We start from the raw sequence: 26,272 nt of genomic DNA, 5'->3' as shown, positions 1-26,272 counted from the left end.
CGTAGGGCGCGGGGGTGAGGACGGACGGGGAGCGCGCTCGGGGTGAGCGCGGGCGAGAACACCGGCGGGGCGCCGGCGGGGCACGGGGCCCACCGAGCTCCGCCGTCGCGGATCAGACCGATCGCGCCCGATAAGAGCGCGGTGGTGATGCCCGCGGCACCCGATCGCGGCCGAGAGAGTGCGGTGGTGATGCCCGCGGCAGGGGAAAAGAGCAGGGCTCCGGCGGAAACCTTCCCGCCGGAGCCCTTGGTTGTAACTGTAGGAGGATTGACGGCCGTTCCCGTTCAGGCCGCCGTCGCCCGGTGAGCGAGCGGCCGGCCCTTCGGAGAACGTGTCTCTGCACTCAACGGCGCCAGTCCGCGTGCCGGAGTCGGATGCCTCGTGAGAGGTTCTCCGGATCCGTCACCTGGTCGGAACGGCGCGATCGTCTCGCAGGAGCCGCTGGACCTGCCTTCTCAGTTCACCCGGTCGTCGTTGTTGTGGTTCCACCAGTTGTTGTCGTTGTTGTTCCACCAGTTGTTGTTGTTCCACCAGTTGTTGTTGAACCAGGTGTTGTCCTTGTTCGTCTTGTCCTGGAAGCCGATCGCAACGTCCTTCGCCACGAGCCCGAAGCCGGAGGAGTCGTCGCGCCGGTCGGCGAACGCCCCCTGGTTCCAGAAGCCCTGGTTGTCCCACCAGTTGCTGTTGTCGCCCTGGTTGAAGTTCTGGTTGCGGTTGTTCCGTTCGAAGTTGTCGTTGTTGTTCGGACCGAAGAAGACAGGGAAGCCGGTCCCCCGATCACCGCTGTCACCGATGCCCCGGTTGCCCTGGGCGATGCCGCCCGTGCTGTCGTCGACACCGTTGGCCAGGCCGCCCCGGGCGATGGGACGGTCGACGTCGCCGGTCCTGGTCGCGGCGCCGGCGGCACCGGCCAGAGCGAGCGCACCGCCGACAGCGGTGGTGCTGAGGGCGAGACCAGCGATGATCTTGTGGAGCTTGGACATGCGTTGTCCCCCTTGACAGGATTCAGTATTCCTGAATTTGTTTAGGGCATTTCTCTTCATTATGAGAAATGTCCTTCGGGCTCGTAATTGAGCCCTAACTTCCTGTGCTGTCATGATTTCCAGCGCGCTGGTCCGACAAACGGCTATCTAAGCCTTTTGATCACTAGTTAGAATCTTATGAACCGACTTAGATGAATTAAGAGAGAAATGTCTCGATTGACCGATTTGTGGGGGCGTTCGACGTCGCCGGAGTTCGGCTCGGAGAGGGAATGGTGATGGGTCCGAGCGCCGGCGCCGGGTCCGAGCGCCTGTGGTGTTGTGGGCCTCGTCCGCGGACATGCCGCCGCCCGGTATGGCGGTGGCCGTGCGGCCTGCCCGGGAGTGGCGACGGGAGCCTGCCCGGGAGTGGCGACGGGAGAGCGTCGCACTGTGCGGACCTGGCAGCGCCGGAGGAAGCGGGGCGCGCCAGGCGGTGTCCGCCTCGGCCCGGCCGGCCGGATGGAGCCGGGAGGAAGCGGCCGTCACGAGGTGGCTGTCCGGGAGCTTGCCGTCGGGAGGTGGCTGTCCGGGAGATGGCCGCCGGGAGGTGACTGTCGGGAGATGGCCGCCGGGAGATGGCCGTCGGGAATCCGCGGGCGAGTCCGTGGCCTCGCGCTCCTGAGCCCGTGGTGCGGGTAACTCCTGAGCCCGTGGTGCGGGAAAAGGTCAGGGCTCCGGCGAGAGTCTCGCCGGAGCCCTTGTCTCTGCTCCATCGAACGGCCGTTCCCGGAGCGGGGAGTGCTCACGGAGCTTTCGACGCCACGGGAACGTGACTGCGCCTAGGGCGCCGTTCTCCTGTCAAGGCTGTGGAGGACGGTGCGGCCGGCCGTTCACGTCATCCCTTCACCTGCCGGGATTGCGAGCGGCGCGGTCGTCTCGCGGACCGTTGCCGGTCCCGCCTTGTCAGTTGATGAAGTTGTCGTTGTTCCGCCAGAAGTTGTTGTTCTGGTTGTTGTTGAACCAGGAGTTGTTGTTGAACCAGCTGTTGTTCCAGAAGTTGCTGTCACGGTTGGTGCTGTCGCTGAACGCGATCGTGGCGCAGGGGCCGACGATCGCGAAGTGGGAGTCGCTGTCGAGGTTGTCGCTGAACGCGGTCTGGTTGAAGAAGTTCTGGTTGTTCCAGAAGTTGTTGTTCTGGTTGTTGTTGAACCACTGGTTCTGGTTGTCGAAGAACGGACCGCTGTTGTTGTTGCAGTCGAAGGGACCGAAAGAGCCGCCGCACGGCGCGCCGCCGAAGGTGCCGGCGCTCGCTGCTGTGGCGCTCAGGGCGATCGCGCCACCGGCGATCGCGGTGCCCAGAGCGAGTCCGGCGATAACGTTCTTGAACGTAGGCATTGCTGTCCCCCTTGAAAGAATTGGAAATCCCCGCATCCTTCGATATTTCTCGCCGATGATTCGAGAGAAATATCTCTTTGGCCCCCGTGGGCCGGGTTCCTGCGATACGTTGATGTCCGGCAGCGTCGCCCGACAAACACACCTTTGTGGCTTTTGATCGGCTATTAGCAGCATATGGAACGAATTGGAGACAAAAAGGGCGAGTTGTCCCTTAATGTCCGATTTCAATGCCGGGGTGCCGGGCGTACGGAAGCGGTGGCGGGAGCACGATCGCAGGACGGCGGGAGCGGCCGGGAGGCACGCGGTCTCGCACGGCGCGTTCGAGGGGGCGGCATTCCGGCAGGCGCTTCAAGGGGCGCTTCGACGAGAGCCGCGGGGAGCGTTCCGAGAGGGCGAGGAGCGAGCCGCCGCAGGAGAGGCGGCTCCAGCGGTCGTGTTCCACGGACGTACGGATCCGGCCGAGAACGCGCTTGCGGGCGGCCGGGGAGGCCGACCCCTACGGACCGGACCGTGAAAGCGGGGGAGACGACGAGTGCCCGTGCTCGCGAGAGGGCGCGACTGCACTCCCTCGGCGAGCACGGGCACAATCATCCGGCACTAGGTCGTGTCCGGCAGAGCTGCTGCGCGTGGCCCAGGCGGAGCATCGTCATCGGCTCCTCCTCCGCCTTGCGATGCCTCCACCTGCCGCTCGCGACGGGCGGCATCTGCCGGACACTCCCGCCCCTCAGCGTGACCGTTCAGCGTGGCCGGTCGGAGCGGCCACGTGATGGACGCTGCGAATCAGGGGGTGGGCGTGAACGTCGGCGTAGGCGTGACGTGCTTGCGCTTGCCCTCGTTGATGTCGGCGTCGATGTCGACATCCTTGTTGGTGGCCTCCGGGTTGACCGCGGTGGCCGTGTTGGTGCGCGGGTCGGCCTGCGAGTCCTGGTCCTGCCACGGCCGGTTGTGCAGCTGGTTGTAGTCGCTCGTGTTCGTGTACGGGAGCGTGGAGTTCTGCGAGTACTGCGAGTTCCACGGAACCGCGGCCGAGCCGGTGGACGACTTCTGGAACGGCGTCAGAACGAGCGTGAAGTCACGCAGCAGGAACTGGCTCTGGTTCTCCGACTGGCGAACGTGCTGCCACTCGTGGTTCTTGTTCTTGTTCTTATTCTTGTTCTTGTTCTTGCCCTTCTGGCCCTGGCGCTGCTTGTTGGTGTTGTAGTTGTAGCTCGGCCGGACGTAGCGGACACCGGCGGACGGAGCCGGGATGTACCCGCCCATGACAGTGGTAGCGCCGGCCGTGCCGACGGCGGCGCCGCCGAGCACGATGGCCGCGCCGCTCAGCGCGGTGCCGAGGGCGAGGGCCCCGGCGATGTTCTTCAACACGGACATCTGGGTGTTTCTCCTCTGAATATCGCAACCCCGGCCCGGTCCCGTACGGAACCGGAGCGGGGGATAGTGAGTTCGGCGCCGTCGTGTGTGACGCGGCGCGATGCGTTCGCCTGGCACCGGCTGTCCTCTCCTCGAAAGCGCCGCCGGTGCTCGCTCTCTCGACTGCTCGTTCACCCGCCGACGAAGCGGCGGACGGGTGGTGCCGGCGCCGTGTCCCACGGTCATCCGGGCGCCGTCCGTCCTGCCGGGCGGCGTCCGCCGCTCCGTCGTTCGCGTGTGTCTCCCGTCGTTCGCGGGTTCCGGCTCAGGTGAGGCCGCCGGTCACGAACGAGGGTGGCCGTCGGCTGCCGCGTCGCCCGCCGTGCGGGACGCTCACCGAGGCCGCTCGTGCTAACCGCGTCAGGGCACGATCACCGGCGTGGGCTCGAGGTCGTGGACCCGCCTCTTGTTGTTGCGGTCCACGTCGACGTCCGCGTCGATGTCCTTCTGCTTCACGCTCGGGTTGACCTCGGTGGCCGTGTTGGTCTTCGGCTGGGCCAGCGAGTCCTGGTCCTGGCGCGGGTTGTTGAACTGGTCGCTGTAGCTGTTCGTCCGCGTGTACGGGTACGACTGCGTGCTGCCGTACTGCCAGTTGTACGGAAGCGCACGCGCGTCGGTGTCCGTCTTCTGGAACGGCGTGAGGACGAGCGTGAAGTCACGCAGCAGGAACTGGTTCTGCGCCTGGTTCTGCCGCTCGTGCTGCCACTGCTTCGTCTTGTTCTTGTTCTTGTTCTTGTTGGCGTTCGCGCCCTTGTTCTTCTGGCGCTGCTTGTTGCTGTTGCGGTTGTAGTTCGCGTAGGGGTAGCCACCGCCCACGTAGCCGCCCATGACGGTCGCGGCGTTCGCGCTGGTGGCGGCAACGGTGGTACCCAGAGCGACGGCGCCGCCGGTAAGCGCGGCGCTGATCGCGAGGATCCCGACCAGGTTGTTGAACTTGGGCATTTCATGTCCTCCTTGAAGGATTGTTGCCCCGACACTCCGGCGTTTTCCAAGTCGTTCGGAAAATGCCCTTACTGATGACCCTTGGTGGATCATCCCTGCATTGTCTTGTTTTCCTCACCGTCAGAGCGACAAACTGCGGTCGGCGGCTTTTGCCATTCACTTATCGCTTTATTGGCATCGTTGACACCGATAGGGCGGCTTTGGTCCGAATTGCGATTTGTATCCGCATTTCGAAATGTCCGAATGAGGGTGATATTGGCCCTATGTCGCTCTCGCTGGCCGGGGTGAACCCGGGTGACCGATCCCGCGTCCCGGATAGCGGGAGTGCCGCCCGGGTCGGCGTACGGGCAGGGTTATGGTCGAGAAGCGAGAGGTGAACAGGGGAGGACGCGTGGGTGTCGAGCCGATTCCAGCGTGGCCCGGCCGGCTCATCGAGACAGGGGACACGCGCATCCATGTGCGGACGACCCCGGAGGGGCCGCCCGAGACCGCTGTATATGTGCACGGCCTGGCGGGTTCGGCGAGGGACTGGACCGACCTGATGGGCGAGCTCGCCGGTGAGGCGCGGGGGATCGCCGTGGACCTGCCCGGAGCCGGGCACTCCCCGGAGCCCGCAGACGGCGACTATTCGGTCGCCGCCCACGCCAGGGCGGTGGTGCGGCTGGTGGAGTCCCTGGCGGACGGGCCGGTCCACCTTTTCGGCAATTCCATGGGCGGCGCGGTCTCGGTGCGGGTCGCGGCGACGCGGCCCGACCTCGTCAGGTCGCTGACGCTGGTGTCGCCGGCGCTGCCCGACCTGCTGCCGAGGTACGGCCCGGCCAGGATCGCCATGTCGGCCACCCCGCGCCTGGGCGAGCTGGCCGTCCGATGGCTCGCCGCGCTGCCGCCGGAGCGGCGCGTCCAGGCGACGCTCGGCATGTGTTACGGCGACGCCGCGCGGGTCCACCCGGAGCGGCTGCGCGAGGCGATAGAGGAAGTGCGCCGCCGCGACGGCCTGCCGCACGCGCGTGCGGCCATGGTCGGCTGCGCCCGCGCGATCGTCCGCGAGTATTTCCGCCTGGGCCCCGACAACCTGTGGCGGCAGGCCGGGCGGGTCATCGCGCCCACCCTCGTCGTGTACGGCCTGCGCGACCGGCTGGTGCACGCCCGCATGGCGCACCGGGCCGGACGGGTGTTCCGCGACGTGCGCCTGGTCACGCTCCCGCACGCCGGTCACGTGGCCCAGATGGAGTATCCCGAGCTCGTGGCTCGCGAATCGCGCCGCCTTATGGCCTACGCGAGAACGCCCCTGCGCCGAACAGCGTGATTGGGGAATGCGGGGCCACCCCGGTTAAGTTGTGAGAAGAGCTTGTGTTGGGCCCATGGAGCCGAGCGCGACCATTGGCACGAAAACGGGACACGGAGAGCAGGAGTGGGACTGTGTCGTTGCCACCGCTGGTAGAACCGGCAGCAGAGCTGACGGTTGACGAGGTGCGCCGCTACTCGCGCCATCTGATCATCCCTGACGTGGGCATGGCGGGTCAGAAGCGCCTCAAGAACGCCAAGGTGCTGTGTGTGGGCGCGGGCGGCCTGGGCTCTCCCGCGCTGCTCTACCTGGCCGCGGCCGGGGTCGGGACGCTCGGCATCGTCGACTTCGACGTCGTCGACGAGTCGAACCTGCAGCGCCAGGTGATCCACGGGCAGTCCGACGTGGGCCGCCTGAAGGCCGAGTCCGCCGCCGCCAGCGTGCGTGAGATCAACCCGCTGGTCAACGTCGTCATCCACAACGTCGCTCTCACGACCGACAACGTGATGGACATCTTCTCCGGCTACGACCTGATCGTGGACGGCACGGACAACTTCGCCACCCGCTACATGGTCAACGACGCGGCCGTGCTGCTGGGCAAGCCGTACGTGTGGGGGTCCATCTACCGGTTCGACGGTCAGGCGAGCGTCTTCTGGGCCGAGCACGGGCCGTGCTACCGCTGCCTCTACCCCGAGCCCCCGCCGCCGGGCATGGTCCCGAGCTGCGCCGAGGGCGGCGTGCTGGGCGTGCTGTGCGCGTCGATCGGCTCCGTCCAGGTGAACGAGGCCATCAAGGTCATCACCGGCATCGGCGAGCCGCTCGTCGGCCGTCTGATGATCTACGACGCGCTCGAGATGAAGTATCGCGACGTGAAGGTCCGCAAGGACCCCGAGTGCCCGCTGTGCGGCAAGAACCCCTCGATCACCGAGCTCATCGACTACGAGGCGTTCTGCGGCACGCTCTCCGACGAGGCGCAGCAGGCCGCCGCGGGCAGCACGATCACCGCCGCCGAGCTGGAGGCGATGCGCGAGCGTGGCGATGACATCATGATCATCGATGTCCGCGAGCCGAACGAGTACGAGATCGTCAACATCCCGGGCGCCGTGCTGATCCCCAAGGGCGAGTTCCTGAACGGCTCCGCCCTGGAGCGGCTGCCGCAGGACAAGAAGATCGTGCTGCACTGCAAGTCGGGCGCCCGCTCGGCCGAGGTGCTCGCGGTGCTCAAGAACGCCGGCTTCTCCGACGCCGTCCACGTGGGCGGCGGCGTGCTGAGCTGGATCAAGACGGTCGACCCCAGCCTGCCGACCTACTGACACGCGAACGACCGACGGCCGCCGCCTCACGCCGAGGCGGCGGCCGTCGCCGTACGCGCCCTACGCGTGGTCGTCCGGCACCACGCTGAGGCCGCTGGGCGCGACGATGCGCTGCAGGGTCTCGACGTAGGCGGCGAACGCCGCCCGGCCCTTGCCGGTGAGCTTGAACCACGTCTTGGGCCGCTTGCCCACATATCCCTTGCGTACGGCGACGTATCCGGCGGCCTCCAGCGCGCTGCCGTGCTTGGACAGGACCGAGTCGCTGACGCCCAGGGTGTCGCGGACGAAGGCGAACTCTGCCTCCTCGGCCGCCGCGAGCAACGAGACGATCTGCAGCCGGGCGGGGGCGTGGATGACGGGATCGAGTTCCATCAGTGGGTCTCTTCGAATCGGCGGGCCACCCGGCGGGCGATGCGGCGGGAGATCGCCCGGCTGCCGAGGGCGAAGTACACGGTCATCACGACGCCGCCGCCGGCCATGCCGTACGGCACGTCCGCGGCCTGGAGCGCGAACGACGCCACCCAGCACAGCACGATGCCGGCGAAGAGCCAGGGCAGATAGACGGCCGAGAAGGCACGTCTCATCGCGGGGTCGCTGACGGTCATCGGCCGTGTCTTGGCGAAGACGGCGGTCAGGGCGCCCAGCGCCGCCATGAGCAGGATCCCGCCGCAGATGGTCACCGGGATCGGCGTGCCGGGCTCGCTGACGACGAGGACGCCGGTCACCAGGACCCCTACGCCCGTGATGAACCAGGTGGGCAGCCAGGTCTGGGTCCTGATCGCCTTCGCCTGGGTCTGCCGGATCAGCGCCAGGCTCTGCGCCGCTTCCTCGGGGTTCACGGGGGCTCCTCTCGTATCTCTTTCCATCTCGGAAAGTACTTTCCACTTTCCGGAGCGTCAAGTACTTTCCGGTGGCATTTGTGGGGATGGCTGGCGGTAGGTCGCGTTAAGGTCACTGGAGGAGGGAGGCCGCGACGGGAACGGAGGCGCAGTGGGCGAGACGCGCACCTGGCCGGTCGTGGCCGTGGCCTCCGCGTTCACCCTCGTCTGCGCGATCGTCGGCGGGATCGCGGCCAGCGCCGCAGTCGCCGAGCTGACGAGAGGGCCGAGCACGGCGGAGCTGCGCGAGGCGCAGGCGGCCGAGACGGCGCTGCGATGGGAGCGCTGGCCCGCCGGCCGGATCTTCCCCGCGACCCTGGCCTACACGAGCGAGCAGGGCGGGCGTGAGTCGGCGCGGCGGGTGGGCATCTCCTCGCGCACCGACTGCCGCGGCGCCGTCGACACGGCCATCGCCGGTCAGATCACGGCGGCCGGCTGCCGGGCGATCCTGCGGGCCACCTACCTCGACGCCCTGCAGGGCATCGTGGTGACGATCGGCGTGGCCGCCTTCCCCGACGCGCTCAAGGCGCGCTCGGCCGTCCCGATCTTCCCCGGCGACGGCTCGGCCGCCCCCGGCCTGCGCGCCCTCGCGTTTCCCGGCACCGTGACCGACCGCTTCTCGGCGGGCGGCCGCCAGTCGCTGGTCCTGCACACGGCCGGGCCGTACCTCGTGATGGCGACGGCGGGCCAGGTCGACGGGCGTCCGGCCCGCGCGCTCGGGGAGCAGCGGGAGACCATGTTCTCGTTCACCGGGGACCTGGCCGAGGAGGTCGGCGCGATCCTCACCGCGCCGGCGTCCCCGGACTGCACCGCCAAGGAGTGGCAGTGCTGACCGCGCCGCTCCGCAGGGCCCTCGCGGCGTGCGCCGCCGCGTTCGCCGTGGCGAGTGGCACGTTCCTCGTTCCCGGCCCGGCCAGGGCCGACGACGTACGGCTCAGCCAGCAGGACGTGCTGCGCACGCTCGACGTCGACGACGCCTGGCGGCTGACGAAGGGCAAGGGCGTGACCGTCGCGGTCCTCGACTCGGGTGTCGATCCCGACCACCGCGACCTCGCCGGATCGGTCGTCACCGGGAGGGACTACACGGCCGGGGCCAACCCGCGCGGGGTGCAGCCGGTGCGCCTGCACGGCACGTACATGGCCTCGCTCATCGCCGGGCACGGGCACGGCCCCGGCGGCGCGGACGGCATCATCGGCATCGCGCCGGAGGCCAGGGTGCTGTCGGTGCGGGTGATCCTCGAAGACGAGGAGCCCGGGTTCCGCACGTTCAACTCCGACGCGCGCTACGAGGCCGTGGTCGCCAAGGGCATCCGCTACGCCGTGGACCACGGCGCCCAGGTCATCAACCTGTCGCTGTCGAAGGACATGCCGACGAGGGACGAGCGTACGGCGATCAGATACGCGATCTCCAAGGGCGTGGTCCTCGTCGCCGCGGCGGGCAACGAGGGCGCGGGCAAGCGGACCGCGCCGTACTCCTACCCGGCGGCGATCCCCGGCGTGATCTCGGTGGCCGCCGTCACGTCCACGCTGAGGCGGGCCTCGTTCTCCAACCGGAACTCCTCGGTGATGGTCGCCGCGCCGGGCGTCGACGTCCTCGGGGCCGGTCCCGGCGACGAATACTGGGTCGGCCGGGGGACCTCCCAGGCGACCGCGCTCGTCTCCGGCGTCGCCGCGCTGATCAAGTCGCGGTATCCCCGCATGTCGCCCGCCCTCGTCGCGCAGGCGCTCGCGTCGTCGCCCGCCAGGAAGGGGCCGTACAACACCGGCACCGGGTTCGGGGTGGTCAACGCCTACCGGGCGCTGAGCGTGGCGGCGACCCTGGCCAGGCATCGCGCCACGGCGTCGGGGACGGGCGTGCAGAACCCCTTGCGCGCCGTCCGCGCGGCGGCGGCAGACCCGGACCCCATCGTGGTCGTACGGCGCGACACGGGGTCGATCCTGCTCTGCGGAGCCATCGCGCTCGGCGGCTTCACCGGCTCGGGCGCGGGCGTGGCCGTCCTGCTCGTCCTCACCCGGCGGGCGCGCAGACGGCAGCGGGAGGAGGACGACGCGCTGCCGCCTGCTCCTTGGCCGACGGGCCTGCCGACGTAGCATCGAGGTATGCCGCCCGAGCAGCCCCGCATCCCGCAGACGGCGCGGACGCCGTCCGGTCTCCGGCGGCCGGGTCCGCGGGCGCTGCCGCTCGGCGCGTCCGCGCGCCGCGCCCGCGCGCGGCCCTGGACGGCGTCGAGGGGACGGGCCGCCGCCGCCCAGGCGGCCAAGGAGCGCGCCGAACTCGCGCGCGGCATCCGCTTCCGCTCGCTCTATCTCACGATCATGGGCGTCGTCCTCGCCGTCGCCGCGGTGAACGTGCTGCTGGGATCGGTCGGGCTGATCCAGGAGAACCAGGCCAGGCCGCTCACCGACGCCGAACGCGCCCGATATGTGGCCGAGGACGTGGCCCGCCGGTGGCGCGCCTGGCCCGCCGGCATGGTCTTCCCCGAGGAGCTTCCGTACCTCGGGCTCGGCCGCGCCCAGCAGTACGCGCGCCGGGTGGGCATCGCCCCCGAGGCGGCGTGCGCCGCGGCGGTCGACTCGCCGGTGGCGGCGGTGCTGCGCAAGCACGGCTGCCAGGCCATGCTGCGCGCCACCTACGTCGACCAGACCTCGACGTTCGCCGTCACCGTGGGCGTCGCCGTGCTGCCGAGCGAGCAGGCCCGCGCCGACGCGGCGGGCGAGCTGCCCGTGGACGACCGGGTCGGCGTACGGCCGGTGGCCTTCCCCGGCACGGTCACCGACACGTTCGGAGCGGCCCAGCGCCAGCGCACGGGATGGGTGGGCGCCGGGCCGTACATCGTCTTCTCCACAGTGGGGTACACAGACGGAAGGACGCGCGCCTCCGTCCCCCTGGAGGAACAGGTGAACAGCGAGATGTGGCCCGTGGCCGAGACCGTGGCCGGGCGCATCGCGCGCGCCCTCGGCGAGCCTCCCGACGTCCCACGCTGCACCCAGGGGAACGTGTGCTGAGGCCGGCCCTCCTCTGCGCGGCGATCACGGCCGTCCTCCTCGGGACGGGACCGGCGGCCGCGGCCGCGCCGGGCGACGAGGACGCGCGGTGGGCGCTCGACGCCGTCAACGCCGCCGCCGCCTGGAAGGTCAGCAAGGGCGCGGGCGTGACCGTCGCTCTGCTCGGCGGCGGGCAGCCCGACGCGAGCCTGCCCGGGCTGAGCGGCCGGATCGAGCTCGGGCCCGACCTGACGGGCGCGGCGATCGGCGACGACACCGTGCCGCCGGGCGACGACGCGACCGCCCTGGCCTCGGCGATCGCCGGGAGCGGACGCGGCGGGGGGACGCCGGGGATCGCGCCGGAGGCGCGGGTGCTGTCCGTCCCCGTGGCCCGCAGCCCTTCCGGGGGTCCGGGACCCGCCGAGCCACAGGACAGCCCGATCGCGCGGGGCATCCGCTACGCCACCGGCCGGGGCGTCAAGGTCATCTGCCTGCCCGTCCCCGCGTACGCCGTGGACCGTGTGGAGCGGGACGCCATCTCCTTCGCGCTGTCGAGGGGCGTGGTGGTCGTCGCGGCCGTGGGGGACGCCGGCCGGTCGCCGTACGCCAGGGAGAACGGCACGTCCTATTGGGCGTTCCCCGCGGGCTACCCCGGGGTGGTGGGCGTCGCCGCCGCCGACCGCAAGGGCGCCAAGACCGCGGGCAGCAGCGACAACCTCTCGGTCCTGGTCGCCGCGCCCGGAGACCGCGTGCCCGTCACGCTCGCGGGGGGCCGCCGGGGAGCCGTGTCGGGGACCGGTGTGGCCAGCGCGCTCGTCGCGGGCGCTATCGCACTAATAAAGGCGAAATATCCGAATTTGCCGCCGGAGTTGGTGTCGCGTGCTTTGACGGCGACCTCGCGGCCTCGTCCGTCCGCGGGTTATGACGACAAAGTCGGATTCGGCGTCATCGACGCGGCGGCGGCCCTGCGGAAAGCCGCGGAACTGACCGAATATGGCCGCACGTCCTCGATGCGGGACGACTCTGTGCAGGACGACGCGCATTTCGGCAGGGGACCGGTCGCGGAAGGGCCGGCACGTCCGGGGCCCGATCCGGTTAGGCTCTGGATCTACGGCATCGCCGTCGCTCTCGGAATCGGTGGTTTCTGCACCGCGGCCGTCGCGTTGCGCCGCCGCTGACCCGGAAGCCGCCGTCCGCCGAATGCCGCCGGTGATCACATGTTGGCCGCCGTTCTGCAGCATTTCGGACGCGGTCTTCCCGATGTTCGTGTTTCCGGTGACAGAGCCCGGTCAAATTTCGCTAAGGTCGCGGCTCATGGGGTACGAGCTGCGCGTAGAGCGGGATGCACCGCTCGCCTACGCCGAACTCGCGAGCGTCTCGGCACGGGCCGGATTCGAGCTGCGCGGGTCGCAGGAGGCGGGCGAGGTCGTCGCGCGCCACGGCGACTCGGTGCATCAGATCGCGACCTGGTCGGGGCGGCTCTCCGGCCAGCCCGGGTCCGACTGGCAGGTCGCCCAGCTGGCACTTCTCACCGATCTCATGGGGGCCCGGCTCGTGGGTGAGGACGGCGAGGCGTACGGCATCAGGAACGGCGTCGTCGAGCAGATCAACGGATCGTCCACGTACGAGTTCGGCAAGCTCGAAGAGATCCTCGCGGCCGGGCCGACCGAGTGGAGCGCTTGAGGGACGGCCGCGGCCAGCCGCCGCCGTACGCGGAGCGGGTGCTCGACGTGGTCGAGCGGATCCCGCGCGGCAAGGTGATGTCGTACGGGGACGTCGCCGAGTATCTCGGCGAGGGCGGTCCCCGGCAGGTCGGCCGCGTGATGTCGCTGTGGGGCGGAGCCGTGCCCTGGTGGCGCGTGATCCACGCCGACGGCACCCCGGCGGCCGGCCTCGAAGCCGAATGCCTCGCCCGGTGGCGGGAGGAGGGCACGCCGCACCGCGGCACGCGCGCGGACATGCGTGCGGCCCGCTGGGACGGCCGGGAGCGACCGTGACGGTGATCATCGTAACGCCCCTCCGGCGCCGGCTCCAGAGCTGACTTCGGGCCTGACAATCCGCGCCCCGGGCGGTCGGATCGGTGTCACTCCCCTCCCCGTAGTGCCACTCGTCACCCGGTGCCACAGGGGTGTCACCCGCTGATTCACAGGAAATCCACAGGCTTTCGCGAGTCAGGTCTGGCAGTGTTCTGAGGGCATTACCATTTTCTGAAACCAGGTCTGGCGAAGGGTGGTGCCTCCCGAATGACACCCGCACCCACGAGCGACGCCGTCGCTGAACGACTGCGGGCTGTCCAGGAGCTATACGACCGGGGCGAGCCGATAGACGCGCTGGTCGCGCTCGTGCGCGCGGAGGGGCTCAGCCCCGCGCAGCGCCGGGAGGTCGACCGCGAGGCGATCGTCGGTCCCCTGGGTCTGCGCCTCGACGCCGCCGCCAAACGCGGGCCCGCCCGCCGCCGTCAGACCATCGACGCGCTGCGCCCCTACCTCGCGGAGGTCGACCCGAAGGTCAAGCGGGACCTGCCGGTCGGGCGCCGGGTCGCCTGCCACCTGATCGAGACGCAGGACCCGGGCGAGCTCGCCGAGGGCGACGCGCTGGCCAAGCTCGCCGCCGCCGCGGCCGAGCCCTCCCGCCGGGTGCGGCGGGGCCTGCGGTGGTACGCCGACCTGCCGGTGGAGGTCGCCGACCCCTCGCTGCTGCGCCTGCGGGCGGCCGACCTCGTGCCGGTCACCCAGATCGACGACATCACCTGGGTGGGCAACCGCCTGAGGGTGACCGGGCACGCCTACATCGCGGGCCTGTCGGTCCGCAGCGGGCGGTTCAACCGCGCCACCGTCGTGCTGCGCGGCCCCCGCTGGCTGCCCCGGATCACGATGAAGACCCGCAGGACCTACCGCCCCGAGGCGACCCACGCGGCCCGCGAGCCCGGATGCAACTACGACTGGGCGGGCTTCACCGCCGAGGTGCATCCGTTCGCGCTGCGCTGGCGTGCCGGGGTGCGGGCCCTGGTGCGCGGCGCCAAGCGGGTGCTGCGCCGCCGCCACATCGTGCAGGACACCACCACCTGGCGGGCCGAGATCGTGATCTGGAGCCGCGCCGCCCGTGCCAAGGGCGTGCTGCGCGGCCCGGTGATCGGCCGCACCGAGCGCCCGGCCGGGCTCCAGGTGCGCCCGCGCTGGTGGGTGCGGCCCGTGTGGACCTCCGACAAGGCGCTGCAGGTGGTCTACCAGCCGACCCGCGCCCAGCTCACCGGCGTGCGGCTGAACGGCGACAACATCGAGCTCACCGGCTTCCTGCCGGGCCGGCCCGTCACCAAGGGCAAGGCCCGCGTCGGCGGTCACCGCATGTCTGCCGACTTCACCCCGGTCGAGGGCGGCAGCCGGTTCTCGCTGTCGCTCGCGGTCGGCACCCTGCTCAACGCCGAGTCCCGTCGGCTGTGGGTCGAGCCCAAGGGAGACCCGGCCGCCGCCGTCATGCTGGAGGGCGCGGAGGAGACCCGCCTGCTGCTCGGCGAGCGCGAGATCACGGTGCAGGGCGACCGGCGCGACCGGGTCGTCATCTCGGGTCACAAGATCCTGCCCGTGATCACCTCGGCCGAGTGGCACGACGAGTCGATCACGCTCACCGGCCGCTACCCCGACCCCGACCAGGGCCCGCGCGACCTCGTGCTGCGACACCGGGGCGGGCTCACGATCCGCGTGCCTCTGGAGCGCGACGGCGAGCGCTTCACCGTACGGCTGTCGCCCGGCGCGATGCCGCGCTTCGGGTCGGCCGTGCCGCTGGCCGAGGGCACCTGGAACATCTCGGTGGCCCCGCCCGGCCGGTACGGCCCCGCGATGGTGCCCGTCCGGTTCGACCACGCCGGTCTCGACGCGCTGGACGAGAGCCCCCGGCTCATCGGCGGCCGGGTCTACCGGTTCGTCGCCACCCGTTATGACGTGCCGGTGCTGGTGGCGGCCGAGGACCGGCCCGGCGACGAGCGGAGCGCGGCGGGTGTGTGGGCGCTGAGCCGCACGTTCTACCCCGCCGAGCGCGCCCGGCCGCTGCGTGAGGCCACCGTCTACGTCTCCTTCGACGGCCGTGCCTACTCCGACAATCCGCGCGCCATCTACGAGGAGCGGGTGCGGCGCGGCGACGAGGGCGAGCACATCTGGGTCGTCAGGGACGGCGCGTTCGTGCCGCCGGGCTCGCGCGAGCTGGGGCTCGGCGACGGCGTGACGCCCACGGTCGTCCGCGAGGGCAGCCGGGAGCACTACGAGGCGCTGGCCCGCGCCCGCTACATCGTGTCCAACGGCTTCATGCCGCAGTGGTTCCGCACCCGCGACGACCAGGTGTGCGTGCAGACCTGGCACGGCACGCCGGTCAAGCACATCGGCCGCGACCAGGCCCACATGAAGCGCGAGCCCCGGCCCCCGGTCTGGCACCGCCAGGCGGTGGAGGTCCGCGGCTGGGACCTGCTGCTGTCGCAGAGCCCGTGGGCGTCGTCCGTCCTGCGCAAGGCGTTCGGCTACGAGGGCGAGATCCTCGAGTCGGGCTACCCGCGCAACGACGTGCTCGTCTCCGGCGACCGCGACGCGATGGCGGCCGAGATCCGGCGGCGGATCGGCATCCCCGAGGGCAAGCGGGTCGTCCTGTACGCGCCGACCTACCGCGACTACGACCGCAGGAACGCCACGGTCAAGCTCGACCTGGCGGACGCGAAGCGGGCGCTCGGCGCCGATCACGTCGTACTGGTCCGCGGCCACATGATGCAGGCCTTCCCGCACGTGAACGCGCACGACGGCTTCGCGATCGACGTGACGACCTATCCCGACACCGCCGATCTGCTGCTGATCGCCGACGTGCTCGTCACCGACTACTCCTCGGTGATGTTCGACTTCGTGGCGACCGGGCGGCCGGTCGTGCTGTTCACGCCGGACCTGGCCAAGTATCGCTCGTCCCGCGGGCTGTACCTCGACCTGGAGTCCCAGCGTCCGGGGCTGCGGCTGGAGACCTCGCCCGAGGTCGTGGAGGCCCTGCGCAACATCGACGCGGTGACCGCCAAGCTGGCCGACCGCTACGCGGCCTTCGCGCGGACCTACGCGCCGCACGACAACGGCAAGGCCACCGCCCGGGTCATCGACCACGTGTTCTCCTCCTGACCGGCACCGGGAACGCCGAGGATCGCGAGGCACCGGTGCCGGACGGAGGAGATCCCCAGGGGACAGGCGTGGCCGGCGAGGGACGGCCGTCCGCGTAGGCGGCCTGGCGGGATCCCGTCGGCATGTGACGCCAATGCCCCTGGGCGGGCATGCGGCCGGCTGGTTGGCTGTCCGGCGCGGGCACGCCGCTCGCGCTCACGACAGCCATCCGAGAGAGCCGCACGACCATGAATCTCGTCCTGCCGATCCTGATCGGCCTCGCCTACGCCGTGCTGATGTCGCTGATCCCCGAACCGGCCCGCCGCCGCTTCAACGCGATCATGGTGGGTGGGGCGGGGGCCGCCTACCTCAGCGGCGGGGGCCTCGGCGGCTGGGAGTTCCCCTTCACCGCCCTCGTCGCCTACTGCGCCTACCGCGGCCTGGAGTCGTGGACGTTCATCGGGATCGCCTGGCTGCTGCACACCGCCTGGGACGTCCTCCACCACCTCAAGGGCAGCCCGATCATCCCCTTCGCCCACGACTCGTCCTTCGGCTGCGCCGTCTGCGACCCCGTCATCGCCCTGTGGTGCTTCTGGGGCGGTCCCTCGCTCATCGGCCTCGTACGGGCCCGGATCACCCGGCCGCGCATGCCGGTTTCTCCGTGATGAGTGGTGCCTCCTCCGCTCCACCCCGGTAGCGTCCTGAACGTTCATGAAAGGACGCCATGTCGACTTCGTCATCATTCATCGGGGGGACCCGCGCACCGGCCTGGCGCCGCATCACCGCCTGGCTGATCGACTGGTTGTTCATCCTCATCCTTCCGCTGCTCCTGGTCCCCGTCGGCGTGGTCGTCTACTCGGCGGGACTGCGGCTGCCCGTCGGCCTGTGGAACCTCGTCTCGTTCCTCCTCCTGATCGCGCCGGTGACCCTGTGGTGCGCCCGGCGCGAGTCCGGCCGCTTCCAGGCCACGCCGGGGAAGCGGGTCAGGGGCCTGATCGTCGTGGACGCCCGCTCGGGGGGACCGATCGGTTTCGGGCGCGCGCTGCTGCGCAACACCGCCAAGATCGCTCTGCCGTGGGAACTGGGGCACACCGTCGCGTACGGCTTCGCCACCGCGGCCCCGAACCCGCCCGGGTCTCTGCTGGTGCTGACGATCATCGTCTACGTCATCATGTTCGCCTGGCTGGGCGCCCTTTTCCTGCCCTCGGGCAGGACGCCCTATGACCTGCTCTCCGGCACCCGGGTCGTCCGGCCGCAGGCGCCGTGATCGGTCTGCCCGCTCAGACCTGGTTCGCCGGAAGCGCGACGACCTGACGGAGGTTGACGTGCCGTGCCCGGCTGACCGTGTAGGCGATCCGGGAGCTCGGGGCGCAGCTCGCCGGGATGTACGAAGTCATCACCTCCCTGACCGCCGAGGACGTCGCCGACCGCGGCGGCGACTTCCTCCAGCCGGTCGGCGCGGCGGGCGAGCAACGCGACCTTGGCGCCGGAGGCGGCCAGCAGCCGTGCCGTCGCCTCTCCGATGCCGCTGGCGGCCCCAGTGACGACGGCGACGCGTCCGGCCAGGTTCTCGTAGCTCACGGTGACTCCTTCGTTCGAGGTTGACGAGAGCCACCCTGCCGGGGCGGGCCCGGGCATACCCAGCACACGCTTTTTCCTGGTAAAGCCGGTACTAGGCTTGGACGTCATAGATGGCGATCTGGGACGGTTCCTGCGCTCTCGCCGGGCCCGGATCCGGCCCGAGGACGTCGGCCTCCCGGCGCACGGGCGGCGGCGGGTGAGCGGGCTGCGGCGCGAGGAGGTCGCGCTGCTCGCGGGCATGAGCGCGGAGTACTACATCCGCCTGGAGCAGCAGCGCGTCCGCAACGTCTCCGACGAGGTGCTCGACGCGGTCGCGCGGGTGCTGCGCCTGGACGGCACCGAACGTGCGCATCTGCGCCGCCTCCTCCGCCCGCCGGACGACCGGCGCGCTCCTCTCGGCCACGTCCGGCCCGGGGTACGGATGCTCCTCGACGCGGCAGACTCTGTGCCGGCGTTCGTCCTCGGGCCCCGGATGGACGTGCTCGCCTGGAACGCACTCGCCGACGCGGTCACCGGTTTCTCGGACATGCCCGAGGGCGAGCGCAACATGGCCCGCCAGACGTTCCTGACGCCGCGTGCGCGCACCCCCTATCGCGACTGGCCGGCCGTGGCCGCCGAGGCCATCTCCTATCTGCGGCTGTACGCCGGGAGGCACCCCGACGACCCGCTGCTGGGCCCGCTTGTCGCCGATCTGTCCGCCGATCCGGACTTCGCCCGCCTGTGGGAGGAGCACCGGGTCGCCGAGAAGACCTTCGGCGTCAAGCTGCTGCGCCACCCGGAGCTGGGCGATCTCGACTTCGCGTACGAGACCCTGGCCCTGCCGGGGGACCCCGACCTGCTGGTCGTCATGTACACCGCCGATCCGGCCTCTCCGATCGGCCGCGTGCTGGCCCGGCTCTGGCGGGCCCAGCGCGGCGATCTGGATAAACCGGACGCACGGGTGCCGACGGCCGGCTGATCCGCCCTACTGGGACACCGAGTGGGCATTCGGGCACGATCTGTCTCAGTGATCTGGTGGAATGCTGTGTTGTGAGTGGTCAGAACTACCGGCTGGTGCGTCGCGGGGGAGTGGGACGCCGCGCCGCTCCCGTGCTGGACGAACATCAGCGCGCCGTCGTCGAGCACGAGAGCGGTCCCCTGCTCGTGCTCGCCGGGCCGGGCACCGGCAAGACCACCACGATCGTGGAGACCGTCGTCGACCGGGTCGAGCGCCGCGGCGTGGACCCCGAGCGGGTGCTCGTCCTCACCTTCAGCCGCAAGGCGGCCGGCGAGCTGCGCGAGCGGATCACCGCCCGGATGCGCAGGACTACCAGGACCCCGCTGGCCCTCACCTTCCACAGCTACGCGTACGCGCTGCTGCGCCGCGAGGCGGTGCTGGCCGGTGAGCCGCCACCGCGCCTGCTCACCGGCCCCGAGCAGCTGCTGGAGATCCGCCGGCTGCTGCACGGCGAGCTGGAGGACGGCGCGCGGCACTGGCCCCCGGACATGCGGGAGCTGCTCAAGACCCGGGGGTTCGCCGAGGAGCTGCGCGACTTCCTGTCCCGCGCGGCCGAGCGCGGTCTGTACGGCGACGCGCTGGTGCGGTTAGGCCGCGAGCACGGCAGGCCCGACTGGGAGGCCGCCGGGCTGTTCTCCTACCGCTATCAGGACCGGTTCGACCTCGATCCGGTGCCCGCGCTGGACTACTCCGAGCTGATCCGCGAGGCGGCCGGTCTGCTGGCCGACGGCGAGGTGCGGCGGCGCGAGCGGGACGCGTACGACCTGGTGCTCGTCGACGAATACCAGGACACCGACCCGGCGCAGGAGTTCCTGCTCAGGCAGCTCGCGGGAGACGGCCGCGACCTGATCGCCGTGGGCGACCCCGACCAGTCGATCTACGGCTTCCGCGGCGCCGACGTGCAGGGCATCCTCCGGTTCCCCGAGCGGTTCCCGACGCGCGACGGGCGGGACGCCCCGGTGGTCGCGCTGCGGGTGTGCCGCCGCAGCGGCCCCGCCCTGCTGGAGGCCTCCCGCCGCGTCGCCGGCCGCCTCCCGGCCGTGCCGGGCCATGAGAACAGGACCGGCGGCCACCGCGACCTGATCCCGCTGGAGGACGCCGAGCCGGGCGAGGTGAAGGTCCTGCTGGCCGACAGCGCCAGCCAGGAGGCCGCGGTGGTGGCCGACACGCTGCGCCGGGCGCACCTGCTCGACGGGGTGCCGTGGTCGCGCATGGCGGTGCTGGTGCGCAGCGCCGTGCGCCACGTGCCGCTGCTGCGGCGGGCGCTGGTCACCGCGGGGGTGCCCGTCGTGGTCGCGGGCGACGAGCTCCCGCTGGTGCAGGAGCCCGGCGTCCGGCCGCTGATCACACTGCTGCGGATCGCCGCCGCGCCGTCCACGCTGGACGTGGCGACCGCCGAGGAACTGCTGACCGGTCCGCTCGGCGGCACCGACATGATCGGCGTGCGCCGGCTGCGCCGCGCCCTGCGGATCGCCGAGCACGAGGCGGTCGCCGCGGAGGCCGCCGCCGCGGAGGAGGCGGGTCAGCCGCCGCTGCCCTTCACCCCGCGCTCGTCGGACGAGCTGCTGGTCGCGGCGCTGCGCGACGCCCGGGAGCTGGGCGGCGTCGAGCCCCACGTCGCGGCGCCGGCGGAACGGCTCGCGCGGCTCATCGCGACCGCCCGCGAGGCCGTACGGCACGGCCAGGGCGCCGAGGAGACGCTGTGGGAGATCTGGCAGGCCAGCGGGCTCGCGGAGCGCTGGACCGAGGCCAGCCTCGCGGGCGGGGCCCGGGGCGCCCAGGCCGACCGCGATCTCGACGCCGTCGTGGCCCTGTTCGACCACGTGGCCCGCTTCACCGACCGGCTGCCCAAGGCCGGGGTCGCGGTGTTCCTCGACGACCTGACGTCCCAGGAGATCGCCGGCGACTCGCTGGCCGAGTCGGCCCCCGAGGGCGACGCCGTACGGATTCTGACCGCGCACCGGTCGAAGGGCCTCGAATGGGACGTGGTGGTGGTCGCCGGCGTCCAGGAGGGCCTGTGGCCCGACCTGCGCCTGCGCGGCTCGCTCCTCGGCACCGAGGCCCTGGTGGATCTGGCGGGCGGGGTGGAGTTCGCGGGCGGCTCGGCGCTGGACACCACGCAGGCGGCGACGGCCGCGCTGGCGTCCAAGCTCCTCGCCGAGGAACGGCGGCTGTTCTACGTCGCGGCCACCCGCGCCCGCAGGAAGCTCGTCGTCACGGCCGTCGGCGGCGAGGACACCGACGAACGGCCCTCCCGGTTCCTCACCGAGCTGCTGCCCGGCGGCGTGGAGGCGGCGACCGTGGACGACCGGGCGCGGTGGCTCAGCATGCCGGCGCTGGTCGCGGACCTGCGCGCGGCAGTGTGCGACACGAGCAAGTCCGAGGCGATGCGCCGCGAGGCCGCCGCGCACCTCGCCAGGCTGGCCCAGGCGGGGGTGCCCGGGGCCAATCCCGGCGAGTGGTACGCGCTGACCCCGATCTCCGACGACCGGCCGCTCGGCTGGCCCGACGACGTCGTGCAGATCTCACCGTCGTCGGTGGAGAGCTTCACCAAGTGCGGCCTGCGCTGGATGCTGGAGACCGCGGTCGGGGCCGGGTCGTCGAACGTCACCCAGAACCTCGGCACTGTCGTCCACGCGATCGCCGCCATGGCCACCGAGGACGGCACCGACTACGTCAAGCGGCTCGACGACATCTGGGACCAGTTCGACTTCGGCGGGCTGTGGTTCAACCGCAAGCAGCGCCGCGTCGCCGAGCAGATGGTCGACAGGTTCGTCCGGTGGCAGAAGGACAAACAGCGCGATCTGGTCGCCGTCGAGGAGGCGTTCACCGTACGGGTGCCGGGCCACGACATCCAGATCACCGGCCGGGTGGACCGGGTCGAGCGGGACGAGGCCGGCCGAGCCTTGATCATCGACATCAAGACCGGCAGCGGCAAGCCCAAGGACACCGAGATCGACCGGCACCCGCAGCTCGGGGTGTATCAGCTCGCCACGACGCTCGGCGCGTTCGAACGGCACGGCCTCACCCAGCCGGGCGGCGCGTCGCTGCTGCATCTGGGCAAGGCGGCGGGCCAGTCGGCCGACGCCAAGGAGCAGGCCCAGCGGGCGCTCGCCGACGACCCCGAGCCCGACTGGGCGAAGGAGCTGGTCAAGACGGTGGCGACCGGCATGTCCGCCAACGTGTTCGTCGCCACGGTCAACGACGGCTGCCGCACCTGTGCCGCTAAAATCGCCTGCCCTGTGAACGACAACGGAGGACAGGTGTGCTGACGCCCGGTGAGCTGGCCGGTCGGCTCGGGATCCTCCCGCCCACCCCCGAGCAGGCGGCCGTCATCGAGGCGCCGCCGGAGCCGATGGTGGTCGTGGCGGGGGCGGGGTCCGGCAAGAGCGAGACCATGGCCGGGCGGGTGGTCTGGCTGGTCGCCAACGGCCTGGCCAGGCCCGAGCAGATCCTCGGCCTCACCTTCACCCGCAAGGCCGCCGCCGAGCTGGCCGAGCGGGTGCGCCAGCGGCTGGCGGGGCTGGCGGCGGCCGGGCTGGTCGAGCCCGAGCTGCTCGACTCCGAGCCGACGGTCTCCACCTATCACGCGTACGCCGCCCGGCTGGTGACCGACCACGCGCTGCGCGAGGGGCTGGAGCCCACGATGCGGCTCGTCACGCCCGCCGTGGCCTGGCAGATGGCGGCCCGGGTGGTGGGCCAGTATGACGGGCCGATGGACCGGGTGGACCTGTCCCCGTCCAGCGTCACCGCCGCCGTGCTGGAGCTGGCCGGAGAGCTCGCCGAGCACCTGCGCGAACCGTCGGACGTACGCGAGGTCGGCGACTGGCTGCGCGAGCGCCTGGCCTCGCTCACCGGGCGCATCGTCAAGGACCAGCGCAAGCCCGTCGAGACCCAGGCCGTCCGCGAGCAACTGCTGCCGATGGTCGAGGCGTACGAACGGCTCAAGCGGTCCAGGGAGGTCATCGACTACGGCGACCAGATGGCGCTGGCCGCGCGGATCGCCTCGCGGCATCCCGAGGTCGGCGCGTCGGAGCGGTCCCGGTTCTCCGTCGTGCTGCTCGACGAGTATCAGGACACCAGCCACGCCCAGCTCGTGCTGCTGCGTTCGCTGTACGGCGGGGGCCACCCGGTCACGGCGGTCGGCGACCCCTGCCAGTCGATCTACGGCTGGCGCGGCGCGTCGGCGGGCAACCTGTCCCGGTTCCCCCGGGACTTCCCGGCGGCGTCCGGAGAGCCCGCACAGGTGCGGCGGCTGTCGGTCAGCTTCCGCAACGGCGAGCACGTGCTCGGCGTCGCGGCCCGGATCCAGGCGCCCCTGCGCGAGGAGGCCCGTGAGGTGCCGGTGCTGGTGCCCGGCGGCAACCGGGTGGGCCGGGGGCGGGTGCTGTGCGCCTTCCACGAGACGGCCGAGGACGAGGCGGAGTGGATCGCCGAGGGCCTGGCCGGCATGCTGCACGGCGAGGGCGCCCCGGACGGCCTGCCCTGGGGCGAGGGCGAGCGGGCCAAGCGCGGCCCCGCCCTGCAGCCGCAGGACGTCGCGATCCTCGCCCGCAAGCGGTCGCAGTTCCCGGCCCTGCGCCGGGCGCTGGAGGCCCGGAGAATCCCCGTGGAGGTCGTGGGCCTCGGCGGGCTGCTCACCGTGCCCGAGGTGGCCGACATCGTCGCGACCCTGCGGGCCCTGTACGACCCGACAGCCGGGGACGCGCTGGTGCGGCTGCTCGCAGGCCCGCGCTGGCGGATCGGCCCGGCCGACCTCAAGGTGCTCGGCGACCTGGCCCGCGAGCTCAACAAGGAGATCAGGCAGGCCAGGGGAGGACCACGGCCGGAGGACCCGCTCGACCAGGTCGTCGCCGACCTCGCCGAGGAGCGCGGCAGCCTGATCGACGCGCTCGACGAGCTGCCCGACCGGCCCGACTGGCTGGAGCGGTTCTCCCCGCCGGCGCGGATGCGGCTGCCCGCCGTCGCCCGTGAGCTGCGCTGGTTGCGGGGCCACGCGGGGCAGCCGCTGCCCGACCTGATCAGCGAGATCGAGCGCAGGCTCGGTCTCGACGTGGAGGTCGCCGCCAGGGGCGGTAGCCCGCTCGCCGCCCGCGCCGACCTCGACGCCTTCCTCGACGCCGCCTCCCGGTTCGCCGGCGACTCGGAGGACCCGACGCTCGGCGCGTTCCTGGCGTACCTCAAGGCGGCGGAGAGCGAGGAGTTCGGGCTGGAGGCCGGGCGGGTCGGCGACAGCAACACGGTCAAGCTGATGACCGTCCACGCGTCCAAGGGACTGGAGTGGCCGGTCGTGGTGGTGCCGGGCCTGTCGCAGCTCACCTCGCAGAAGGGCGGGCTGATCAGGGGCAGCATGTTCCCCGCGACCCCGGTCACCAACTCGCGGTGGACGGAGAACCCGCGCAAGCTGCCGTACCCGCTGCGGGGGGACAGCGCGGACCTGCCCGAGCTGGCCGGGCTGGACCGGGAGGCGCTGGGTGCCTTCGACGAGCGCTGCCGCGACCGCGACCTGATGGAGGAGCGGCGGCTGGCGTACGTCGCCGTCACCCGGGCGCACTACCTGCTGATCGCCTCCGGCTACCGCTGGGGCTCCTCGTCGCGGCCGCTGGAGCCGTCGGACTTCCTGCGGGAGATCCGCGAGGCGGGCGCCCGGGTCGTCCGGTGGGCCGAGGACACGGAGAGCACGGACAATCCGCTGCTCGCCGAGCCGCCGGTGGCCGAGTGGCCGTCCGTCACGGTGCACGACGCGATCCTTGACGGCGCCCGCCTCGTGGAGGAGGCGATGATGGGCGACGCCCCGCCCCCGGCGGCGGATGGTCACGCCCTGCTCAGGGACCGGGATCGGGAGCGGCTGCGGGCCTGGGCGCGCGACACCGACCTGCTGCTGCGCGAGCGGGAGACGAACCGGCAGCGGGCCGGGGCGGTCGTGGAGCTGCCGTCGCGACTGTCGGTGTCGTCGCTGGTCACGCTGGCCCAGGACCCGGCGGCGTTCGCCCGGCAGGTGCGCCGGCCTGTGCCGCGTAAACCCGCTCCGCTGGCGCGCCGGGGCACCACGTTCCACCGGTGGCTGGAGTCGCGCTGGGGCCAGCAGCGCCTGATCGACGACCTGGAGCTGCCCGGCGCCGCCGACGAGCTGTCGGAGACCGAGATCCAGCTCGCCGAGCTGCAGGAGCGGTTCGAGGAGAGCGAGTGGGCCGCGCGTGAGCCGGTCGACCTGGAGGTCCCGTTCGAGACCATGATCGGCGACCGTCTGGTGCGCGGGCGGATGGACGCGGTCTTCCGCGAGGGCGACGGCTACGTGGTGGTCGACTGGAAGACCGGCGAACGGCCGCAGGGCAGGGCCGCCGAGACCGCGTCGGTGCAGCTCGCGGCCTACCGGGTGGCCTGGGCGGCGCTGGCGGGGGTGCCGCTGGAGAAGGTCGGGGCGGCCTTCCACTACGTGCGCTCGAACGAGACCGTCCGGCCCGTGGATCTCCTCGACGCGGACGGTCTCACCACGCTCATTCAGCGGGTTCCGGAGGACTGACCACCTCATCGAAGAGCGCGCTCGTCTCGATCTTCATCCCGAACGGTTCGGGCAGCTCCAGCACCTCGCCCTCCTCGGCGGTGACGATCCGTTGGTACGGCTGCCGGTCGTCGCGGGGGCCGAGGTCGGGGAGCGGGTCGCTCATCAGGGTCACCGTGCGTGGAGTCGCCAGGGGGTCCACGATCAGGTAGAGCGGCACGCCCGCCCGCGCGTAGTCGAGTGGCTTCTCCTGCCAGTCGACCTTGCGCGTGCTGAACGAGCACACCTCCACGGCCAGCAGGAGGCTGCGCCCGTGAGCGCGCATCTCGTCGAACGCTTCGGCCCTTTCCGGCACGACCATGAGGTCCGGCAGTCGCAGGTCGGGCTGCGGTGGGATGTGAACCCCCCAGCTCTGGTGGAAGCGCCAGCGGTTGGCCAGCTTCAACGGGTACAGAAGATCGGAGAGCCTGTCGATGATGTCGACGTGCTCCCTGTTCGCTGCAGGGCTCACGACGACCTGCCAGTTGTGGATCTCCGCCCGATAATCGGCTTCCTGGAACGCCAGGCACATCTGCAGCAGTTGGTCCTCGAGACGTTCGGGCAGCCTGTCCTCCGAGGGCTTGGGCTCGTCCGCGACGAGATCGTCGGGGACGGGGCTGACCTGCTTCTGCGGGACGCGGTGGTCGCGCCTGCCGCGCTTGGTCGGCTTGGTGAGGGCCATAGCGCCATCCTCTCCTGCTCCTCCATTGATGGTACGGAAGGTTTCCAGAGCGCCACGGAAAGTAACAGGAGAGTGATGGGCGGGAGATCGCTCGGAAGGGGCGACGCGGTGAAGGAATGCCCTACCGGGGGAAGGAAAACCGGCTCCACAAATCAGTCATAGGCGACGTACCCGCCACAAA

21 protein-coding genes and 1 pseudogene are annotated in these 26,272 nt (G+C 71.3%); 14 read left to right on the top strand and 8 right to left on the bottom strand.

Annotation, left to right across the window (positions count from 1 at the left end; all coding sequences use genetic code 11):
• Nucleotides 1–455: 455 nt before the first annotated feature.
• The 4 genes from HCK04_RS30010 to HCK04_RS29995 all read right to left on the bottom strand — a co-directional run bounded on the left by HCK04_RS30010 (nucleotide 456) and on the right by HCK04_RS29995 (nucleotide 4,709).
• A complete protein-coding gene (locus tag HCK04_RS30010) occupies nucleotides 456–983 on the bottom strand; it encodes a hypothetical protein (protein ID WP_168066376.1) in 528 nt (175 codons plus the stop codon).
• Between the two features lie 942 nt (nucleotides 984–1,925).
• Nucleotides 1,926–2,357, bottom strand: coding sequence for a hypothetical protein (locus HCK04_RS30005; protein WP_142650727.1), 432 nt, complete (start codon nucleotides 2,355–2,357; stop codon nucleotides 1,926–1,928).
• A 780-nt stretch (nucleotides 2,358–3,137) separates the two neighbouring features.
• Nucleotides 3,138–3,728, bottom strand: a complete 591-nt coding sequence (locus tag HCK04_RS30000) for a hypothetical protein (RefSeq protein WP_142650726.1) — start codon at nucleotides 3,726–3,728, stop codon at nucleotides 3,138–3,140.
• 399 nt (nucleotides 3,729–4,127) lie between these two features.
• Nucleotides 4,128–4,709 carry a hypothetical protein gene (locus HCK04_RS29995; RefSeq protein WP_142650725.1) on the bottom strand — a complete coding sequence of 194 codons (582 nt, stop codon included), beginning with the start codon at nucleotides 4,707–4,709 and terminating at the stop codon, nucleotides 4,128–4,130.
• Between the two features lie 391 nt (nucleotides 4,710–5,100).
• Between HCK04_RS29995 and HCK04_RS29990 the strand changes: the two genes are divergently transcribed.
• Nucleotides 5,101–6,015 (top strand): alpha/beta fold hydrolase, encoded by a 915-nt coding sequence (locus HCK04_RS29990; protein WP_142650724.1) that lies wholly within the window; start codon nucleotides 5,101–5,103, stop codon nucleotides 6,013–6,015.
• Nucleotides 6,016–6,128: 113 nt separating this feature from the next.
• Nucleotides 6,129–7,307, top strand: coding sequence for an adenylyltransferase/sulfurtransferase MoeZ (moeZ, locus tag HCK04_RS29985; RefSeq protein WP_142650723.1), 1,179 nt, complete (start codon nucleotides 6,129–6,131; stop codon nucleotides 7,305–7,307).
• A 60-nt stretch (nucleotides 7,308–7,367) separates the two neighbouring features.
• Here the strand turns inward: moeZ and HCK04_RS29980 are convergent, their stop codons facing one another.
• Nucleotides 7,368–7,679: a transcriptional regulator gene (locus tag HCK04_RS29980; RefSeq protein ID WP_142650722.1), complete on the bottom strand. Its 312-nt coding sequence runs from the start codon at nucleotides 7,677–7,679 to the stop codon at nucleotides 7,368–7,370.
• Nucleotides 7,679–8,146: a hypothetical protein gene (locus tag HCK04_RS29975; RefSeq protein ID WP_142650721.1), complete on the bottom strand. Its 468-nt coding sequence runs from the start codon at nucleotides 8,144–8,146 to the stop codon at nucleotides 7,679–7,681. Before HCK04_RS29975 ends, HCK04_RS29980 begins: the two co-directional genes overlap by 1 nt.
• 151 nt (nucleotides 8,147–8,297) lie before the next feature.
• On the opposite strand from HCK04_RS29975, the gene HCK04_RS29970 reads away from it, so the two are divergent.
• From HCK04_RS29970 to HCK04_RS29930, 9 genes are all read left to right on the top strand, one after another.
• A complete protein-coding gene (locus HCK04_RS29970) occupies nucleotides 8,298–9,017 on the top strand; it encodes a hypothetical protein (RefSeq protein ID WP_142650720.1) in 720 nt (239 codons plus the stop codon).
• A complete protein-coding gene (locus tag HCK04_RS29965) occupies nucleotides 9,011–10,276 on the top strand; it encodes a S8 family serine peptidase (RefSeq protein ID WP_142650719.1) in 1,266 nt (421 codons plus the stop codon). The genes HCK04_RS29970 and HCK04_RS29965 overlap by 7 nt, the downstream gene beginning before the upstream one ends.
• A 9-nt stretch (nucleotides 10,277–10,285) precedes the next feature.
• Nucleotides 10,286–11,191 (top strand): hypothetical protein, encoded by a 906-nt coding sequence (locus HCK04_RS29960; protein ID WP_240971931.1) that lies wholly within the window; start codon nucleotides 10,286–10,288, stop codon nucleotides 11,189–11,191.
• The gene (locus tag HCK04_RS29955; RefSeq protein WP_168066374.1) at nucleotides 11,185–12,348 is read left to right on the top strand and encodes a S8 family serine peptidase; all 1,164 of its coding nucleotides are present in this window, start codon (nucleotides 11,185–11,187) and stop codon (nucleotides 12,346–12,348) included. The genes HCK04_RS29960 and HCK04_RS29955 overlap by 7 nt, the downstream gene beginning before the upstream one ends.
• Nucleotides 12,349–12,484: 136 nt before the next feature.
• Nucleotides 12,485–12,853: a hypothetical protein gene (locus tag HCK04_RS29950; RefSeq protein WP_142650717.1), complete on the top strand. Its 369-nt coding sequence runs from the start codon at nucleotides 12,485–12,487 to the stop codon at nucleotides 12,851–12,853.
• Complete coding sequence (locus tag HCK04_RS29945; protein ID WP_185949057.1) at nucleotides 12,841–13,167, top strand: MGMT family protein; 327 nt, start codon at nucleotides 12,841–12,843, stop codon at nucleotides 13,165–13,167. Before HCK04_RS29950 ends, HCK04_RS29945 begins: the two co-directional genes overlap by 13 nt.
• 246 nt (nucleotides 13,168–13,413) lie before the next feature.
• Complete coding sequence (locus HCK04_RS29940) at nucleotides 13,414–16,311, top strand: CDP-glycerol glycerophosphotransferase family protein (protein WP_142650715.1); 2,898 nt, start codon at nucleotides 13,414–13,416, stop codon at nucleotides 16,309–16,311.
• A gap of 149 nt (nucleotides 16,312–16,460) precedes the next feature.
• On the top strand, nucleotides 16,461–16,955 hold the full coding sequence (locus HCK04_RS29935; RefSeq protein ID WP_205830872.1) for a DUF6010 family protein: 495 nt from the start codon (nucleotides 16,461–16,463) through the stop codon (nucleotides 16,953–16,955).
• Nucleotides 16,956–17,014: 59 nt separating this feature from the next.
• Nucleotides 17,015–17,557, top strand: a complete 543-nt coding sequence (locus HCK04_RS29930; RefSeq protein ID WP_142650714.1) for an RDD family protein — start codon at nucleotides 17,015–17,017, stop codon at nucleotides 17,555–17,557.
• A gap of 158 nt (nucleotides 17,558–17,715) precedes the next feature.
• Here HCK04_RS29930 and HCK04_RS42840 read toward each other — a convergent pair.
• Nucleotides 17,716–17,928: pseudogene (locus HCK04_RS42840) on the bottom strand (SDR family NAD(P)-dependent oxidoreductase); the annotation flags it as partial.
• A gap of 40 nt (nucleotides 17,929–17,968) precedes the next feature.
• On the opposite strand from HCK04_RS42840, the gene HCK04_RS29920 reads away from it, so the two are divergent.
• The 3 genes from HCK04_RS29920 to HCK04_RS29910 all read left to right on the top strand — a co-directional run bounded on the left by HCK04_RS29920 (nucleotide 17,969) and on the right by HCK04_RS29910 (nucleotide 25,391).
• Nucleotides 17,969–18,829 (top strand): helix-turn-helix transcriptional regulator, encoded by an 861-nt coding sequence (locus tag HCK04_RS29920; RefSeq protein WP_205830871.1) that lies wholly within the window; start codon nucleotides 17,969–17,971, stop codon nucleotides 18,827–18,829.
• A gap of 71 nt (nucleotides 18,830–18,900) precedes the next feature.
• Nucleotides 18,901–22,140, top strand: coding sequence for an ATP-dependent DNA helicase (locus HCK04_RS29915; RefSeq protein WP_142650713.1), 3,240 nt, complete (start codon nucleotides 18,901–18,903; stop codon nucleotides 22,138–22,140).
• The gene (locus HCK04_RS29910; RefSeq protein ID WP_142650712.1) at nucleotides 22,134–25,391 is read left to right on the top strand and encodes an ATP-dependent DNA helicase; all 3,258 of its coding nucleotides are present in this window, start codon (nucleotides 22,134–22,136) and stop codon (nucleotides 25,389–25,391) included. The genes HCK04_RS29915 and HCK04_RS29910 overlap by 7 nt, the downstream gene beginning before the upstream one ends.
• On the opposite strand, the gene HCK04_RS29905 is transcribed toward HCK04_RS29910, so the two are convergent.
• Nucleotides 25,366–26,091: a Uma2 family endonuclease gene (locus tag HCK04_RS29905; RefSeq protein WP_142650711.1), complete on the bottom strand. Its 726-nt coding sequence runs from the start codon at nucleotides 26,089–26,091 to the stop codon at nucleotides 25,366–25,368. The genes HCK04_RS29910 and HCK04_RS29905 overlap by 26 nt on opposite strands.
• Nucleotides 26,092–26,272: the final 181 nt, after the last annotated feature.

Origin of the sequence: Microbispora sp. CL1-1, from assembly GCF_012034195.1 — a bacterium.
Classification (GTDB): Bacteria; Actinomycetota; Actinomycetes; order Streptosporangiales; family Streptosporangiaceae; genus Microbispora.
Note: the sequence above shows the minus strand (reverse complement) of the source record. Positions and strands in the feature narration are given on the sequence as shown.